We start from the raw sequence: 17472 nt of genomic DNA, 5'->3' as shown, positions 1-17472 counted from the left end.
GATGGTCTCCACCCTGCAGGCGGTCGCCCCGCCTCCCGCCGGCCGGCGGGAGGCGCCTGAGCGCCGCCCGGCGCTGCTGGTGCTGCCGGCGCTGGTCGCGCTCGCCGTCTTCTTCCTGTATCCGCTGGTCTCCATGGTGATCAGCGCGTTCACCGACCCGGCGCCCGGTCTCGGCAACTTCACCTGGTTCTTCGGTGAGGCCCAGAACCTGCGGGTGCTCGGCCGCACGTTCACCACCGCCCTCTGGGTGACGGTGATCGCGCTGCTCCTGTCGTACCCGTACGCGTACGCCATGACGATCGCGGGGCCGCGGGCCAAGGCCGTGCTGACGCTCCTGGTGCTGGTGCCGTTCTGGACCAGCCTGATGGTGCGGACCTTCGCGTGGGTGATCCTGCTGCAGGACACCGGCGTGGTGAACGACGTGCTGGGCGCCGTCGGGCTGGGGCCGTTCAGCCTGATCCGCACCCAGGCGGGCGTCGTGATCGGGATGGTGCAGCTGCTGATGCCGTTCATGGTGCTGCCGCTCTACGCGGTGATGAGCGGGATCGACCGGCGGCTGCTCACCGCCGCGGGCGGCATGGGAGCGCACCCGGTCAAGGCGTTCGCGACCGTGTACGTCCCGCTGTCCACCCCCGGGGTGTCGGCGGGGTGCCTGACCGTGTTCATCAGCGCGCTCGGGTTCTACGTCACCCCCGCCCTGCTCGGCTCGCCCACCGACGCGCTGCTCTCGCAGCAGATCTTCACGCAGGTCAACGGGCTGCTCAAGTGGGGGCGCGGCGGCGCCATGGGGGTGGTCCTGCTCGGGCTCACGCTGGCCATGATCGCATTGCTGGCGGTCACGCTGCGCCGCGCGGGAAAGCGGGTCACCGGATGAGCGCGCGTGTGGGCCGCGGGGTGCTGTGGGCGTTCTGCGTGCTGGTCGGCCTGTGGCTGGTGGCTCCCGCGCTGATCGTGGTGCCGCTCAGCCTCACCTCGAAGGCGTCGCTCAAGTTCCCGCCCGACGGCTACTCCACCCGCTGGTACGAGCACTTCTTCGGCGACCCCGCCTGGATGTCCGCCCTCTGGACCTCGATCCAGGTGGGCGTGCTCGTCACGGTCGTCGCCACCGCGCTCGGCACGGCGGCGGCGCTGGGCCTGACCCGGGCGCGGATGCGCGGGCTCACGCTGGTCCAGGGGTCGATGCTGGCCCCGATGATCGTGCCGGGCGTCGTGCTGGCCATCGGGGTCTACGCCGTGTTCCTGAAGCTGCAGCTCGTGGGGACGCTGATGGGCTTCGTCATGGCGCACACCGTCCTGGCGCTGCCGTTCGTGATGATCCCGGTGACCGCGTCGCTGAGCGGGTTCGACCGGCGGCTGGAGAGCGCGGCGGCGAGCCTGGGCGCGGGGCGCTGGACCACGTTCCGCACCGTGACGCTGCCGCTGGTCGCGCCTGGCGTGGCGGCGGGAGCGCTGTTCGCGTTCGTCACGAGCTTCGACGAGGTGGTCGTCTCGCTGTTCATCCAGAGCCCCTACCTGCAGACCCTGCCGGTGAAGATGTACGCGAGCGTCACCCGCGAGACCGACCCGACCATCGCCGCGGCGGCCACGATGATCATCGTGTTGACCACGAGCCTCGTGCTGATCGCCACCTTCTTCGTCGCCAGGAGGTCACGTGCCCACCACTAACGATCTCGCCGCCCACGGCGCCGGCATCGAACTGTCCGGACTCACCAAGCGCTACGGGGACTTCGTCGCCGTGGACGACGTCTCGCTGTCGATCAAGCCGGGCGAGTTCATCACGCTGCTCGGGCCGAGCGGCTCGGGCAAGACGACCACGCTGAACATCATCGCCGGCTTCGACCAGCCCACCACCGGCGAGCTGACCGTGGACGGGACGGCCATCGCCGCGACGCCCGCGCACAGGCGGGGCATGGGAATGGTCTTCCAGCACTATGCCTTGTTCCCGCACATGACGGTCGCCGAGAACATCGCGTACCCGCTCAAGCAACGCAAGGTGCCCAAGGCGCGGCGCGCCGAGCTGGTCGCGGCGGCGCTGGCCACCGTCCATCTCGGCGAGTACGGCCACCGCTACCCGCGCGAGCTGTCCGGCGGCCAGCAGCAGCGCGTGGCCGTGGCCAGGGCCATCGTCTACAGCCCGCGCGCGCTGCTGATGGACGAGCCCCTGGGCGCCCTGGACAAGAAGCTGCGCGACTGGCTCCAGCTCGAGATCAAGCGCATTCACGGCGAGCTCGGCACCACGTTCGTGTACGTCACGCACGACCAGGACGAGGCGCTCGTGCTGTCGGACCGCATCGCCGTGTTCAACCAGGGCCGCATCGAGCAGGTGGGGCCGGCCGACGAGCTGTACGAGCGGCCCGCCACGCTGTTCGTGGCCCGCTTTCTCGGCGAGTCGACGATCCTGCGCGGCGACGTCACTCCCGACGGCATCGGCGTGTGCGCGCGGCTGCTCCAGGCGCCGGGCACGCCGCCCTCGACCGGGCCCGCGCCGGCCGCCGGATCGTCACCGGAAGCCGGAGCGCTCGTCGTACGCCCCGAGCGGCTGGCCGTGCGGGAGGCGGATTTCTCCCCCGGCCCTGGATGGAACGCCCTGCCGGCCACCGTCACCGGGGAGATCTACCTGGGCTCCAGCAGAAAACTGGAGCTCAGGCTGCCCGACGGCTCCGCGGCGCTGGTGCGCGAGCAGGCCGGCAGCCTCAGCGACGCCCACGGCGGCGACGAGGTCACGCTCACGTGGCGTGTCGCCGACTCCGTCCTCCTGCCCGACTCCCCCGACGCCGAGGTTGTGCTCACGTGAACGACATCCCCCTGACCAAGGACTTCGCCAACGGCGGGGTCTCCTACTGGTACCGGCAGATCGGCCTGCCTGAACGGCGTCCCGCGCTGCCGGGGCCACGCTCGTACGACGTGGCCATCGTCGGCGGCGGCTACACCGGACTGTGGACCGCGTACTACCTGAAGCAGGCCGAACCGGGGCTGCGCATCGCGATCCTGGAGAAGGAGTTCGCCGGGTTCGGGGCGTCCGGGCGCAACGGCGGATGGCTGTCCGCGCAGTTCGCCGGGTCGCGCGAGAGGTACGCGAAGGCGCGTGGGCGGCAGGCGATGATCGACCTCCAGCACGCGATGTTCCGCTCGGTGGACGAGGTCATCGCGGTGACCCGCGAGGAGGCCATCGACGCGGACCTGCACAAGGGCGGGCTCATCCACGTCGCGACGAACCCGGCCCAGCGGCGGCGGATGCGCCAGGAGCTGGCGGACCTGCGTACCTGGGGGTACCGCGAGGACGACCTGCGGCTGCTGGACCGGGACGAGCAGCGGGAGCGGGTGCAGGTGGCGGGGACGCTGGAGGCGACGTACTCGCCGCACTGCGCCCGCGTCCAGCCCGCCAAGCTGGCCGTCGGCCTGGCCGAGGCGGTCGCCCGGCTGGGGGTGGACATCTTCGAGGACACTCCGGTGACCGCGATCCTCCCGCGCAGGGACGTCGGCCAGCCGGCGGCGCTCACCCCGCGCGGGGCGGTCTCGGCCGACTACGTCATCCGCGCCACCGAGGGCTTCACCGCCTCGCTGTCCGGCCAGCACCGGCAATGGCTGCCGATGAACAGCTCCATGATCGTCACCGAGCCGCTGTCTCCTGAGGTGTGGAAGCACATCGGGTGGCAGGGCAACGAACTGCTCGGGGACGAGGCGCACGCCTACATCTACGCGCAGCGGACCGCCGACGACCGCATCGCGATCGGGGGGCGAGGGGTGCCTTACCGGTTGGGCTCGCGTACGGATGTCCGGGGCGCCACCCAGCGGCAGACCGTGGCGCTGCTGTGGCGGATGCTGGTCAGGCTGTTTCCCGCGGCGGCGGACGCGCGGATCCAGCATGCGTGGTGCGGTGTGCTGGGAGTGCCGCGCGACTGGTGCCCGACGGTCCACCTGGACCACACGACGGGCCTCGGCTGGGCGGGCGGTTACGTGGGCAGCGGCGTCACGACGACGAACCTGGCCGGGCGCACCCTGCGCGACCTGGTGCTGCGACGGAACACCGAGCTGACCACGCTGCCCTGGGTGGGCCGCCAGGTGCGTCAGTGGGAGCCTGAGCCGTTGCGGTGGGCCGGCGTGCAGCTCATCTACGCGCTGTTCCGCGCCGCCGACCGCCGCGAGAACGACCACGGCACCACCACCTCACCGTACGCCCGCCTGGCAAACCTGATCTCCGGCCGATAGCCGAGCCGCCACCGGATCTGCCCCCGCGGCCCGGCGGGCGCTCCACCCGCCGGGCGTCAAGCCTTCCCGGCCCGCCGGGCGCCAGATCTCCCCGGCTCCGCGGGCGTCAGGCCGGGGAGCCGACTTCGCGGGCGTCAGACTGGGGAGCCGGCCCGGCGGGCGTCAAGCCGGGGAGTCGCCGTGCCAGGGGTCGTAGTCGACTTCGAGCGGCTCCTGCGGGGGCCGCTCCGCCTCCGGCACGTGCTGCAGGTTGACTCTCACCCGATACCACACGCTGCTGCGGCCCCGCATGCCGTCGACCAGCACGTCGGCGGGCTCCAGCCGGGCCGCGACCGCCGGATGGCGGGCCTTCCACCGCTCGAACCCCGCCATCGCCTCGTCCTTGTGCTCCGCCTTGGCGATCTCGATCACCGGCATGGTCTGCTGCCGCCGCCCGGTGCCCTTGGGCGCCTTGGGCGCGGGCCCGAGCTCCTCGGCCAGCTCCAGCAGCCCGTCGAGCGAGCCCGCGTGCAGATCCATGTCCTCCCAGGGGTCGCCGAGCTCGGCCAGCCGCCGGGGCACGGTCTCGATCGTGAACGTCTCCGGCCGGCACCCCGGCACCTCCTCCCAGGTCAGCGGCGTGGACACGCGGGCGTCCCGCACGGCGCGCACGGAGTAGGCGGAGGCCACCGTGCGGTCGTAGGCATTCTGGTTGAAGTCGACGAACACGCCGTGGCGCTCCTCCTTCCACCACCGGCTGGTGGCCAGGTCGGGCGCCCGCCGCTCGACCTCGCGGGCCACGGTCTCGGCCGCCTTGCGCACCTTCGCGAACGGCCAGCGCCGCTCGATCCTGGCGTAGACGTGGAACCCGCGCGATCCGGACGTCTTGGGCCAGGCGACCAGCCCGTGGTCGGCCAGCACCTCGCGGGCGACCTGCGCGGTCCGCAGCACGTCGGCCCACTCGACGCCCGGCACCGGGTCGAGGTCGATGCGCAGCTCGTCGGGGTGGGCGAGGTCGTCGGAACGCACCGGGTGCGGGTTGAGGTCGACGCACCCGAGATTGACCACCCACAGCAACTGCGCCAGGTCGGTGCAGACGACCTCCTCCGCGCTGAGCCCCGAGCGGTATTTCAGCTCGGCCACCTCGATCCAGCCGGGCCGCTTGGCCGGGGCGCGCTTCTGGAAGAACGCCTCCTCCTCGATGCCGCGCACGAACCGCTTGAGCACCATCGGCCGCCCGTGGACGCCGCGCAGCGCCCCCTCGCCCACCGCCTGGTAGAACCGGATCAGGTCGAGCTTGGTGTGCCCGGACCGCGGGAAGATGACCTTGCCGGGACTGGTGACGCGCACCTCGCGCCCGGCGACCTCGATGTCAGGCATGCAGGTCACGATACGCGGGGGCACCGACAGTCAGCCGAAGTCGCCGTGGCGACCCGCGCCGGCGGCGAACCTGGCGGCGCCCGAGACCGCGTCGGGCAGCGAGACCAGGCCGTGGCGCAGCTCGTTGCGCATCGCCTCGGCCTCATCCAGCCCGTCCTGCTCCAGCATCGACAGCCGGTCACCGCGCAGGCACGCCTGCGGGAACCCGGCGATCTCCCGTGCCAGCGACTCGGCGTGCCGCCGCGCGGTTCCGGTGGGGACGAGCCGGTTGGCCAGCCCCCACTCGTACGCCTCCCGCCCCTCGACAGGCCGGCCGGTGAGGATCATGTCCATGGCCCGCGAGGAGCCGATGAGCCTGGGCAGCCGTACGGTGCCGCCGTCGATTAGCGGCACGCCCCACCGCCGGCAGAACACCCCGAACACCGCGCCCTCCTCGGCCACTCGCAGGTCGCACCAGAGGGCGAGCTCCAGCCCGCCCGCGACGGCGTGGCCGGCGACGGCGGCGATGACCGGCTTGGTCAGGCGCAGCCGGGTCGGCCCCATCGGCCCGTCCCCCTCCTCGCCGATGTGATTGTCGAGCGCCTTGAGGTCGGCGCCCGCGCAGAACGTGCCGCCCTCGCCCCACAGCACCGCGACGGCGCTGTCCGAGCCCTCGAAGTCACGGAACGCGTCCGTCAGCGCGTCGGCGGTCTTGCGATCGACGGCGTTGCGCGCCGCGGGCCTGCTGATCACCACGGTGGTGACGGGTCCTTCGCGCTCCACACGTACGGTCATGCGAACCTCCGGTGAGCTCAGGTCAGGGTGCCGGCCAGCAGCGTGTCGAAGTGGTCGTCGGCGGGGGCGTCGATGCCGCGCAGCGGGCCGCGTTCTGCCAGGTGCGCCTCGGCGTAGAGGCGGGCGACGAGCGCCTTGCGGCCGTCGTCGAGTCCCCAGGTGGCCTGCTCCTCCAGCAGGGCGGCGGCGTACACGTCGGCCATGAACTGCGCCAGCGGGTACAGCCGCTGCTCCGCCACCTCCGGGTCCAGCGCGGACCACGCCGAGACGGCCTTGGACAGGTCGTCGACGCCGGCCCGCACCAGGTCAGAGGTGGCCAGGGAGCGCAGGCGTTCCAGGAAGGGCAGGTGGGCCTGCTCCTTCACGACGGCGCGCCGCACGTCCAGGCAGAGGATGTTGTCGCCGCCCTCCCAGATGGGGTTGACCTGGGCGTCGCGCAGGAGCCTCGCCACCGGCCACTGCTCGATGTAGCCGTTGCCGCCGTGCACCTCGACGGCGTCACTGGCCGCCGTCACGCCGAGCCGGGCCGCGCGCAGCTTGACCAGGGCGGGCGCGAGCCGCAGCCGCGGCCCCACGAGCCCGTCGAACACCATCGCCTGAGCGGCCTCGACCTCGACGATCAGCTCGCTCAGCTTGCGCCGCATCAGCGGCTGCTCGATGAGGGTCCTGCCGAACGCCTCCCGCGCCCCGGCGTAGCAGATCGCCTCGACCAGCGCCCGCCTGGCCACGCCGACGCCCATCATGGCGACGCCCAGCCTGGAGGCGTTGGTGAGCTTCATCATCGTCCCGAGCCCCGACCCGGAGCCCTCACCCGCGAGTAGAAACGCCTCCGCGTCCGCGAACTCGACCTCGGCCGACGCGACGGACCTGGTGCCGAGTTTGTCCTTGAGCCGCCTGATCCGCACCCCGTTGCGGGTGCCGTCCCGCCGCTCCCACAACACCAGGAACGGCGCCACGGAACCGCCGGGCAACCGGGCCAGCACCACGAACGCGGACCCGTTCGCATTGGAGGCGAACCACTTGAGCCCGGACAGCAGCCACGACTCGCCGTCGGGCACCGCCTCGGCCTCTAGCGCCGCGAGGTCCGACCCGCCGGTCCGCTCGGTGAACATCTGGGCGGCCTCGCCGGAGTAGAAGCCGCCCGCGAAGATCTCCCGCACCCGTTCGCGTACGTCCGGGGGCGCGTGCTTCTCGGCCAGGGACACCACCATGTCGCCGCCCGTGCCGAGCGCGCAGCCCATCCCGATGTCGGCTTGGTCGAGCAGGTACGTCCACGCCGCGGCGAGCGCGTCCGGATTCGCCCCGTGCGCGCGGGCCTCCTCCGCGAACGCCGGAGACGTGAAGTTGTCCTCCATGAGAGCCTGCCGGGCGGTGTGGAACGACGGAGGCATGACGACCTCGCTGACGTCCCTACCCCATTTGTCGTACTTCTCCAGCCGAGGCGGGTTGCGGTCGGTCTCCTCGGCGCACTCGGCCACCAGCCCGCCCATCAGCGCGCCGAGCCGGTCGAGGTGCGGCTCCGCCCAGGCGAGGCCGTCTCCGAGGTGCCGCCGCATGAGCAGCCGCAACGTGGGATCGCAACGCCACCAGTTGCGCCCGGCCGCGCCCTGGTAGCGCTCGGTGGCGTAACGGTCGCTGCCGTCGAACGGTTCGATGAGATACCGGCCCATACCGGCGAGTGTTACACACCCGGCACGGGTCCGCTCCCACGCATCAGGTGCCGAAGCTTCCGCGCCCGGGCGCCGAAGCTCCCGCGCCTCAAAGACCGTCGTTCCGGCGCCTCACAGAGGGACCCCGAAGACCACGCGCTTGTCGCGGAACTCGGTGACGCTCCACAGTTTGCCGTCCTGGACCGTCAGGTCCTCCGGCCCGATCGGGAACTGCCGCGTCCGGGCCTCCTCTCCGGCGTGGACCAGCAGCTTGCCCTTGGCGCTCGAACCGGCCGACTGGCTGAGGTACCACGTGTCGTCCCACGAGAGCGCCCCCTGGATCTTGGGGTGCCCCATCACGAAGGCGTCCGCGGGCTCGCCGCCCGACATGTCCAGCTCCCAGCGCCCCACCCAGCCGTCCGGGTCGCTGTCCTTGAACTCGCCCGTGATCAGCAGCGGTGTGTCGCCGCTGTGGTCGACCGAGGCGAACGAGAACCGCGGCCCCGCCGTCACGACCCGCCAGAGATCGGTCTGCGGGATCACGTAGCGGTAACCGAACGCGTGGAACTTGTTCCCGTGCCGCCCGACGCGCTCGGGGTCGCCCAGGTCGTCCTGGGCGGTGCGCAGGTCGAGCAGGTTGTTCAGGTCGAAGACGCGCAGGCCCCTGACGGTGTCGGCGACGTAGAGCAGGTCGCCGTGGCAGGCGATGCCGCCCGCGTGGATGTCGATCGGTCCGTACGAACCATCGGGTTTCGCCGCGACCAGCAGCGCGTGCTGATATTTCAGGGTTTGCGGGCTCAGGAAGGACACCCTGATCCCCCGCTCGCCCGCCTCCGGCTTGAAGTACCAGCTCACCAGGAACACCGGCACGCCGATCGAGCCGGATTCCTCGCCGCAGGTCAGGCCCTGGGGATACCAGTCGGCGGTGTCCTGGTCCTTGTCGTCGAAGGCGTACCACTCGGCGGGTTTCGGCTCCATCGAGCCGAGCGCGGCCGCCGCGCCCTTGCGCACCGCCTTCCTGTTGGCCGAGGCCAGCAGCGCCTCGACCGCCGTGCTGCCGATCTCCTCCGCCAGCTTGGCCGCTCCTTCGGCGAGATCACCCGTCGCCTGCTCTAAGGCAAAAGGCGCTTTATCCGTGGAAACCAGCCCCATTGCCGTCACATCTCCCTCACTTTTCCGTCCCCTGTCCTGGTTTGACGGAACGGGCGCGGCTGAGGTTTCGCTTCACTTCCACAAATGCACGGGTCACTTCCACAAATGCACGGGCAGCCCGGAAAGGGCCAGCTCGCGGTAGCGCCGCACGAGCCGCTCCCGGTCGCCGCCGAAGCGCGCCAGCGCCTCCCGCTGCCACACCGCGCCGGTGCGGCGCAGCCTGGTCCGCTGCTCCATGACGCCCAGCGCGCGATCGGCGTCGCTGGGCGTCACCCCCGCGCCGAGCAGCCCTTCCCTCGCCTCGGGCAGCAGGGAGAGCACCAGGTCCGCGGCCTCGAACTCGCCGTCCCTGCCCGGCCATGAGAGCTTCGCGTCCAGCCCGTCCATGGCCGCGCGGTAGAAGTTCTGGTACGCCTGCGCGAACCGGTAGCCGGTCAGATCCCGCTCCGCCTGCGACAACGTCAGCCCGAGCAGGAACGCCGTGTTCGCCGCCATGTCCGCGCACGTGGGCCCCGCGGGCAGCGCGCGCATCTCGATCCGCAGGTGACCGCCTTCCGCCGGGTCGTAGACGGGCCGGTTCCACTGCCAGATGGTGCCCTGGTGCAGCCGCAGCTCGGGCACGTCCCGCGGCCCGGCGTCGTCGGTGAGGTCGGGCACGACCGGGTCGTAGTCGCGTACGTACCGCTCGAACAGCTCGTACGCCCCTTCGCGCACCCAGTCCGAGCCGAACGTGACCCGCCCGTCCCTGCGGTAGCGGCGCTCCACGTCACGGTCGTCGACGGCCTCCTCCATCAGCGCGATCCGCGTCTCCTCCCACAGGTCGCGGCCCAGGAAGAACGGCGAGTTGCCGCACGCGGCCAGCACCGGCCCGATGGCCAGCTGGGCCGCGTTGAACAGCCGGGCGAACCGCTCGGGCGGCGTGCGGACGTGCACCTGCCAGGAGGTGTTGGCGCTCTCCAGTATCACGTCCTCCACCGACAGCTCCAGGTCGCCGATCTTGACCAGGAACGGTTCCAGCCGCAGCCGCCTGATGCCCCTGCTCATCGCCCGGTAGCGGTTCTCGTCACTCATGGCGCCCAGCGTGAAGTCGTCGGCGTCGAGGGTCGGCAGGATGCCGATGGGCAGCGCGCCGCCGCCTTCGACCGCGCCGTCCACCTTGGTCATCGTCTCCTGGACCTCGGCGCTCAGCAGCTCGAATGGCCTGCCCTCCAGCGGTATCGGGGTCAGGTTCACCTCGATGTTGAACCGGCCGAGCTCCAGCACGACGCGCGGGTCGTCCAGGGTCTCCCGCACCTGGCTGTTGCGCGGCAGCGGACGCCCCCGCGCGTCGATGAGGAACAGCTCCAGCTCGGCCCCGATCGTCGCCGGGCCCTGGCCGAAGCCGGGGGTTCCGAGCAGCTCGCGCAGCGCGCCGAGCTGCTCGCGGATGCGCTCACCGAAGCGGGCGTACTCCGCCTCGGTAAAGCGCTCCTTGTCCAGATCTCGTCCCATCACCCCCCTCTGTCCGTTTCACCGGGTTTGACACATCACCAGCGGAGGGTGCCGCCGTCGTCCAGGTAGCCCCCGGTGGGACCGTCCGCGTCGAGCGTGGCGAGCCGTACGGCGATCGCCGCCCCCCTGGCCGGGCGGCCCCCCGACCGCGACGACCTCCGTCTCGTCCTCTACACGACCGAACCCGGTTCACCCTCGCACCAGGCCTTGCGCGAGCTGCGGCGATTGACCCTAAGCTCATGAGATGCGAGCGGTAGCGTTTGACATCTTCGGTGGCGAGCTGGACGTGCGCGAGCTCCCCGACCCCGAGCCGGCCCCGCACGGAGCGGTCATCAAGGTCGAGGCCACGGGGCTCTGCCGCTCCGACTGGCACGGCTGGCAGGGCCACGACCCCGACATCAAGGTCCTGCCCCACGTGCCAGGCCACGAGCTGGCCGGCGTGGTCGAGGCGGTCGGCCCCGACGTGCGCGGCTGGCGGCCTGGAGCGCGGGTGACCGTGCCGTTCGTCTGCGCCTGCGGCTCATGCGCGGCCTGCGCCGCCGGCCAGCAGCAGATCTGCGAGCGGCAGACGCAGCCAGGCTTCAGCCACTGGGGCTCCTTCGCCGAGTACGTCGCCATCGACCACGCCGACGTCAACCTGATCGCGATCCCCGAGGACATGGCCTACGCCACGGCGGCCGGGCTCGGCTGCCGCTTCGCCACCGCGTTCCGCGCCGTGGCGCAGGTGGGCGAGGCGCGCCCGGGCGAGTGGGTGGCGGTCCACGGGTGCGGCGGCGTGGGCCTGTCCGCCGTGATGATCGCGACGGCGGCCGGGGCCCGCGTGGTGGCCGTGGACATCAGCGCCGATGCGCTGCACCTGGCCGAGGTGGCCGGCGCCACGCACTTCGTCAACGGTTCGGCCGGTGACGCGGCGGCCCAGGTCAGGGAGCTGACGAGGGGCGGCGCGCACGTGTCCGTCGACGCGCTGGGCAGCCCAGGCACATGCGCCGCCTCGATCGAGAGCCTGCGCCGCAGGGGGCGTCACGTCCAGGTGGGGCTGCTGCCCGGCGGGCCGACGCCCGTGCCGATGGACCGGGTGGTCGGCTACGAGCTGCGGCTGCTGGGCAGCCACGGGATGGCCGCGCACGCGTACCCGCCGATGCTGGAGCTGATCAGGGCCGGGGTCCTGCACCCCGACCAGCTCGTCACCCGCACGATCGGGCTCGCCGACGCGGGCAAGGCGCTGGCGTCGATCGGCTCGGTGCCCGGCGTGACCATGATCGCGCCGGCTCTGAAGGTCTGAACTCAGCGATTGCCCCGTTCGCGGTCCTCCTATGGTGGGTGCCATGGAATACACGCGACTTGGCACGACAGGCTTGAAGGTCTCCCGGGTTTGCCTCGGCATGATGAGCTACGGCGATCCGGCCAGGCAGGAGTGGGCGCTGCCGCAGGACCACGCCGAGCCGATCGTGCGCCGGGCGGCCGACGCCGGCGTGACGTTCTTCGACACGGCCGACACCTACAGCCGGGGCGAGAGCGAGGTCGTGACAGGCAACCTGCTGCGCGCGATCTTCCCGCGGCGCGAGGACTACGTGCTGGCCACGAAGGTCTACTTCCCGATGGGCAAGGGCGCCAACGCCGGCGGCCTGTCACGCAAGCACATCCTCGCCGCCGTGGACGCCTCGCTCTCCCGGCTCGGCACCGACCACGTGGACCTCTACCAGATCCACCGGTGGGACGACGAGACGCCCATCGAGGAGACGATGGAGGCGCTGCACGACGTCGTCAAGGCGGGCAAGGCCCGCTACATCGGCGCGTCCAGCATGTGGGCGTGGCAGTTCGCCAAGGCGCAGCACGTGGCCGAGTCCAACGGGTGGACGAAGTTCGTCTCCATGCAGAACCACTACAACCTGCTCTTCAGGGAGGAGGAGCGCGAGATGCTCCCGCTCTGCGCCGACCAGGGCGTGGGCGTGATCCCGTGGAGCCCGCTGGCGCGCGGCGTGCTGGCCAGGGCCGGCGCGGCGGCCACGACCGCCAGGACGGGCTCCGACGAGCGCATCGACTTCCTGTACGACCCGGAGAACGACAAGCTGATCCTCGACCGGGTGGCGCGGCTGGCCGGGGAGCGCGGCCTGCCCGGCGCGCAGATCGCGCTGGCCTGGCTGCTCCACCAGCCGGGCGTCACCGCGCCGATCGTCGGGGCGACCAAGGACGCGCACGTGGACGACGCGGTGGCCGCCGTCTCCGTGTCGCTGTCGGCGGAGGAGCTCGCGTTCCTCGGGGATCCGTATCTGCCGCGCCAGGTGCGTTTCTGACGCTCGGGATTGTCGGGGCGACCTCTTAAAGTATGGGGATGCGGGCAAACGAGGAAGCGGCGTCGGCGCTGCAGGAATACGCGGAGCTGTTCGCGTTGTGCGGCGGCGACGCCTTCCGGGTGCGGAGCTACCAGAAGGCCGCCAAGGCGATCGCGGGGTTCCCCGAGGACATCTCGGTCGTGGACGTGCGCGGCGTCCCCGGAGTCGGCGAGGCCATCGCCAAGAAGATGGAGGAGTTCCTGACGCGTGGGAGCTTCCGGCAGCTCGACGACCTGCGAGGGCGGGTCCCCGAGGGCGTGCGCAGGCTGACGCGGGTGCCGTCGCTCGGCCCCAAGACGGCGATCATGCTGTTCGAGGACTTCGGCGTCGACTCCCCGGCGGCGCTGGGCGAGGCGATCGCCGGCGGGCGGCTCGACGGCGTCAAGGGCCTCGGCCCCAAGACTCTGGCCAACCTGCTCAAGGGCATCGAGCAGCTCGAGTCGTCAGGCCGCCGGGTCCACATCGGCGTCGCCATGTCCCTGGCCGAGCAGGTGATGGGGTCGCTGCGGGCCGAGCGGATCGCGTACGCGGGGTCGCTGCGGCGGATGAAGGACACGATCGGCGACATCGACATCCTGGCGGTCGCGCCCGAGTCCATCATGGACGACTTCCGCGCCCAGCCCTACGTCACCGAGGTCATCGCGACCGGCGACAAGAAGACCTCGATCCGCACCACGTCCGGCATCCAGGTCGACCTGCGCGTGGTGCCGACCGGGTCGTGGGGCGCGGCGATGCAATACTTCACCGGCTCCAAGGAGCACAACGTCACCATCAGGGAGATGGCGGTGAAGAAGGGCTGGAAACTGTCCGAATACGGGCTGTTCGAGGGCGAGCGGGTGATCGCCGCCGAGTCGGAGGAGGACATCTACGCAGCCCTCGGCATGCAGTTCGTGCCGCCGCCGATGCGCGAGGACGGCGGGGAGGTCAAGGCGGCGCTGCGGGGCGAGCTGCCGGTGCTCGTCGGCCTGGCCGACCTCAAGGGCGACCTGCACACCCACACCGACCTGACCGACGGCATCGCCCCGCTGGCCGACATGGTGGCGGCCGGCCACGCGCGCGGCTACTCCTACTACGCGGTCACCGACCACGCGCCCGACCTGGCGATGCAGCGGATGACCCTGGACAAGGCGCTGGAGCAGCGGGCCCAGGTGGCCAAGCTGCAACTCGACCATCCCGGCATGCGCCTGCTGCACGGCACCGAACTCAACATCGCCCCCGACGGCTCGGTGGACTGGCCAGGGGAGATCCTGCGCGAGTTCGACGTGTGCGTGGCCTCGGTGCACTCGCACTTCGGGATGTCGCGGGAGGAGATGACCCGCCGCTTCATCGCCGCCTGCGAAAACCCCTACGTCGACATCATCGGCCACCCCACCACCCGCAAGATCGGCAAGCGCCCCGGCGTGGACGCGGACTGGGACGCGATCTTCCGGGTGGCCGCACGGACGGGCACCGCCATGGAGATCGACTCCTTCCCCGACCGCTCCGACCTGCCGTCCGACCTGGTGCGGCTGGCCAAGCACCACGGGGTGAAGTTCTCGATCGACAGCGACTCGCACGCCATTCCCCACCTGGGCAACCAGCGGTTCGGGGTGGGGATCGCGCAACGGGCCTGGCTGACCACGGACGACGTGATCAACACCTGGCCGCTCGACCGGCTGCTGGCCTTCCTGGGCCGCTGACGGCGGCCCGGCGCGACCCGGTCGTCAGAGGCTTCCTCCAGGAGGGCCGGTTCGTCCGTGGTCAGGGGCGGGAGGCTTCGTCCAGGAAGGTCAGTTCGTCCGTGGTGAGGGTCAGGGTGGCGGCGGCCAGCAGGGGCTGGAGCTGGCCGAGGTCGCGGGCGCTGGAGAGCGGGGCGGTGATGGTGGGCTGGGCGGCGACCCAGGCAACGGCCACCGTGGCAGGGGTGACCTCCTTGTCGGCCGCCACCTTGGTCAGCGCCTCCAGGGTCCGGGGGCCGTGCTCGGTCGCAAGAAACTCGGACGCCCGGCCGGCTCGCGGGCTGTCGACCGTCACGCCGGGGGCGTACTTGCCGGTCAGGAAGCCGCGGGCCAGGGCGACGTAGGGGGTGCTGCCCAGCCCCTCCCTGGCGACCACGTCGCGCAGCTCGCCCTCGTAGTCGCGTTGGACCAGGTTGTACGGCGACTGCAGGGCCACATACCGGACCAGCCCCTCGTCGTCGGAGATCTTGAGCGCCTCCGTCAGCCGGGCGGCGCTGTAGTTGGACGCGCCGACGTACCTGACCTTGCCCTCGCGCACCAGCTCGTCGAACGCGGCCAGGGACTCCACCAGCGGAGTGTCCTGATCGTCGACATGAGCCCAGTAGAGGTCGATGTGGTCGGTACGAAGCCGCCGCAGCGAGTCCTCGACCGCCGTGCGGATGGTTGCGGGAGCCAGCCCCTTCCGCCCTTCCAGCATGCCGACCTTGGTGCCGAGCACGATGGAGTCGCGGTTGCGGCGGTCGGCCATCCACTCACCGATGATCATTTCGGAGGTGGACTCGCCGGTCGCCCAGTACGGGTAGGAGTCAGCCGTGTCGATGAAGTTGCCGCCGGCCTCGACGTACGCGTCCAGGACCGCGAACGACGTCTCCTTGTCCGCGGTCCACCCGAAGACATTCGCACCGAGCGAAATCGGGAAAACGGTCAGGTCCGTACTGCCTATTGATCTCATCCGGCCATTATGGGCACCGGCGATCCCGCGACCCGACGGGGACCCCAGGCAATCAGTGGTGGAGAGCGGACGACAGGTCCACAGAGGGCTCCCCGGTGGTGGTGAGTGGCGGCGAGTCCGCAGAGGGCTGCCCAGTGGTGGTGAGTGGGCGGCAGGTCTCGGAGGGCTTCTCAGTGGTGGGTCGGTGACAGGTCCAGGGTGCGGGGGGTGAGCAGCCATACCGCCAGCGCGCCCGCCAGCATCAGCGCCGCTCCCGCCGCGCTCGTCAGGACCAGCGAGTCGGTGAAGGCGGCCCGCGCCTGGTCGGCCACCGCCCCGCCCGGCGCCCCCAGTTCCCTGGTCACGTCGATCGCGCCGCCCAGCGACTCGCGCACCACACCGGCGGCCGGCCCGTCGTACGCCACCTCCGCCCGGTAGACGGCCGCCGCGACGCTGCCCAGGACGGCGACGCCGAGTGCTCCGCCCACCTCGTAGCTGGTCTCCTCGATGGCCGCCGCGCTGCCGGACTTCGCGGCGGGCGTGCCGGACATGATGACGGCGGAGGCGACGGCGAGGGAGCCGTTCCCGATGCCGATCAGCATCAGGGCGCCCGCGACCGGCCAGTAGCCGAGCGGCGCGGGCGCTAAGAACAGCGGCAGGAATCCCAGGCCGGTCACGGCCAGCCCGCCGGCCAGCACCGTACGGGCGCCGACCCGCTCGGCCAGCGCGGGGGCCAGCGGTGAGGCGACGAGAGCGGCCAGCGCGGCGGGCAGCAGGCGCACCCCGGTCTCCAGCGGCGAGTACCCCTGCACGAGTTGCATCCACTGCGCGAGCAGCAGCAGCACCGCGGCCATCGCGATCGACGTGGTCAGCGCCGTCACCACCCCGGCGGAGAACGGCCCGCCGCGGAACAGCCGGAGCTCCAGCAGCGGATCAGGCCGGCGCAGGCACCGCGCCGCGAACCAGCCCAGCGCCACCACCGCCACCACGGCCGCCGTCAGGGCGCTCGGCGCGGTGAGGCCGTACTTGCCGAAGGTCTTGACCGCGAAGACCAGCGCCACCATGCCCGCCATCGACAGCACCGTGGCGAGCGCGTCCCAGCGGCCGGGCGCCGGGTTTCTGGACTCGGGCAGCAGGAACACCCCGGCCGCGATGGCCGTGGCCATGACGGGCACGTTCACCAGGAACGCCGCGTGCCAGCTGAAGTGCCCCAGGAGGAACCCGGCCAGGATCGGCCCCAGCGCGGCGCCCACCGCGGCCATCGCCGACCAGACGCCCAGCGCCCTGGCGCGTTCTGCAGGGTCGGTGAAGAGGTTGCGGATCATGGAGAGCGTGGACGGCATGATCATCGCGCCGCCCACCCCGAGCAGCGCGCGTACGGCGATGACCTCCAGCGGGCTGTCGGTCGCGAGCACCGCCAGCGAGGCCAGCCCGAACACCGCGAACCCCGTCAGCAGCATCCGCTTGCGCCCCCACCGGTCGCCCAGCGCACTCACCGTGACCAGCAGCCCGGACAACACCAGCGCGTACGCGTCCACCATCCACAGCAGCTCGATCGAGTCCGGCCGCAGGTCCTCGGACATGGCAGGCAGCGCGACGTTGAGCACGGTCATGTCCATGACGACGAGCAGCACACTGGCCGACAACACGACCAGCCCGGCCCAGCGCCGCCTCGACGAAACAGGGGGCGAGGCGGCGGTGGTCACGCGATCCTCCGGGGCGGACAGTCGGCGGCGGTCATGAGATCCCGCAGGGCGGGGCGTCGGACGGAGAGGTGACGGTGGCCGTCATGAGGGGTGGTCATGAGGTCCCCCCGGCTGGGGCGGCGAGTGGAGAGGTGACGGTGGCCGTCGTGG

14 protein-coding genes are annotated in these 17472 nt (G+C 71.6%); 7 read left to right on the top strand and 7 right to left on the bottom strand.

Annotated elements, in window-relative coordinates; genetic code table 11:
- The first annotated feature begins 1 nt into the window (after position 1).
- The 4 genes from ITP53_RS23260 to ITP53_RS23245 are packed head-to-tail and all read left to right on the top strand — an operon-like array spanning position 2 to position 4209.
- On the top strand, positions 2 to 874 hold the full coding sequence (locus ITP53_RS23260; protein WP_207756323.1) for an ABC transporter permease: 873 nt from the start codon (positions 2 to 4) through the stop codon (positions 872 to 874).
- Positions 871 to 1665 carry an ABC transporter permease gene (locus ITP53_RS23255; RefSeq protein ID WP_195897543.1) on the top strand — a complete coding sequence of 265 codons (795 nt, stop codon included), beginning with the start codon at positions 871 to 873 and terminating at the stop codon, positions 1663 to 1665. The genes ITP53_RS23260 and ITP53_RS23255 overlap by 4 nt, the downstream gene beginning before the upstream one ends.
- On the top strand, positions 1652 to 2794 hold the full coding sequence (locus ITP53_RS23250) for an ABC transporter ATP-binding protein (protein ID WP_195897542.1): 1143 nt from the start codon (positions 1652 to 1654) through the stop codon (positions 2792 to 2794). Before ITP53_RS23255 ends, ITP53_RS23250 begins: the two co-directional genes overlap by 14 nt.
- Positions 2791 to 4209: an NAD(P)/FAD-dependent oxidoreductase gene (locus ITP53_RS23245; protein ID WP_195897541.1), complete on the top strand. Its 1419-nt coding sequence runs from the start codon at positions 2791 to 2793 to the stop codon at positions 4207 to 4209. Before ITP53_RS23250 ends, ITP53_RS23245 begins: the two co-directional genes overlap by 4 nt.
- A 162-nt stretch (positions 4210 to 4371) precedes the next feature.
- Here the strand turns inward: ITP53_RS23245 and ITP53_RS23240 are convergent, their stop codons facing one another.
- From ITP53_RS23240 to ITP53_RS23220, 5 genes are all read right to left on the bottom strand, one after another.
- Positions 4372 to 5568 (bottom strand): DNA polymerase domain-containing protein, encoded by a 1197-nt coding sequence (locus ITP53_RS23240; protein WP_195897540.1) that lies wholly within the window; start codon positions 5566 to 5568, stop codon positions 4372 to 4374.
- A 30-nt stretch (positions 5569 to 5598) separates the two neighbouring features.
- Positions 5599 to 6342, bottom strand: a complete 744-nt coding sequence (locus tag ITP53_RS23235; protein WP_195897539.1) for a crotonase/enoyl-CoA hydratase family protein — start codon at positions 6340 to 6342, stop codon at positions 5599 to 5601.
- A 17-nt stretch (positions 6343 to 6359) separates the two neighbouring features.
- Entirely contained in the window at positions 6360 to 8012 is a 1653-nt protein-coding gene (locus ITP53_RS23230) for an acyl-CoA dehydrogenase family protein (RefSeq protein WP_195897538.1), read from the bottom strand.
- A 111-nt stretch (positions 8013 to 8123) separates the two neighbouring features.
- Complete coding sequence (locus tag ITP53_RS23225) at positions 8124 to 9143, bottom strand: hypothetical protein (protein WP_195897537.1); 1020 nt, start codon at positions 9141 to 9143, stop codon at positions 8124 to 8126.
- A 93-nt stretch (positions 9144 to 9236) separates the two neighbouring features.
- A complete protein-coding gene (locus tag ITP53_RS23220; RefSeq protein ID WP_195897536.1) occupies positions 9237 to 10634 on the bottom strand; it encodes a glutamate--cysteine ligase family protein in 1398 nt (465 codons plus the stop codon).
- Between the two features lie 244 nt (positions 10635 to 10878).
- Here ITP53_RS23220 and ITP53_RS23215 point away from each other — a divergent pair, with 244 nt between their 5' ends.
- The 3 genes from ITP53_RS23215 to polX are packed head-to-tail and all read left to right on the top strand — an operon-like array spanning position 10879 to position 14646.
- Positions 10879 to 11916, top strand: coding sequence for a zinc-dependent alcohol dehydrogenase family protein (locus ITP53_RS23215; RefSeq protein WP_195897535.1), 1038 nt, complete (start codon positions 10879 to 10881; stop codon positions 11914 to 11916).
- A gap of 43 nt (positions 11917 to 11959) precedes the next feature.
- Entirely contained in the window at positions 11960 to 12928 is a 969-nt protein-coding gene (locus tag ITP53_RS23210) for an aldo/keto reductase (protein ID WP_195897534.1), read from the top strand.
- Between the two features lie 38 nt (positions 12929 to 12966).
- The gene (gene polX / locus ITP53_RS23205; RefSeq protein ID WP_195897533.1) at positions 12967 to 14646 is read left to right on the top strand and encodes a DNA polymerase/3'-5' exonuclease PolX; all 1680 of its coding nucleotides are present in this window, start codon (positions 12967 to 12969) and stop codon (positions 14644 to 14646) included.
- 61 nt (positions 14647 to 14707) lie between these two features.
- On the opposite strand, the gene ITP53_RS23200 is transcribed toward polX, so the two are convergent.
- Together ITP53_RS23200 and ITP53_RS23195 are read right to left on the bottom strand one after the other, a co-directional pair.
- On the bottom strand, positions 14708 to 15637 hold the full coding sequence (locus ITP53_RS23200) for an aldo/keto reductase (protein ID WP_195897532.1): 930 nt from the start codon (positions 15635 to 15637) through the stop codon (positions 14708 to 14710).
- Between the two features lie 170 nt (positions 15638 to 15807).
- A complete protein-coding gene (locus ITP53_RS23195) occupies positions 15808 to 17322 on the bottom strand; it encodes an MFS transporter (protein WP_328815472.1) in 1515 nt (504 codons plus the stop codon).
- Positions 17323 to 17472: the final 150 nt, after the last annotated feature.

The organism is Nonomuraea cypriaca (assembly GCF_015645445.1).
Classification (GTDB): Bacteria; Actinomycetota; Actinomycetes; order Streptosporangiales; family Streptosporangiaceae; genus Nonomuraea; species Nonomuraea cypriaca.
The sequence above is the reverse complement of the archived record's forward strand: the minus strand, read 5'-3'. Positions and strand labels throughout refer to the sequence as shown.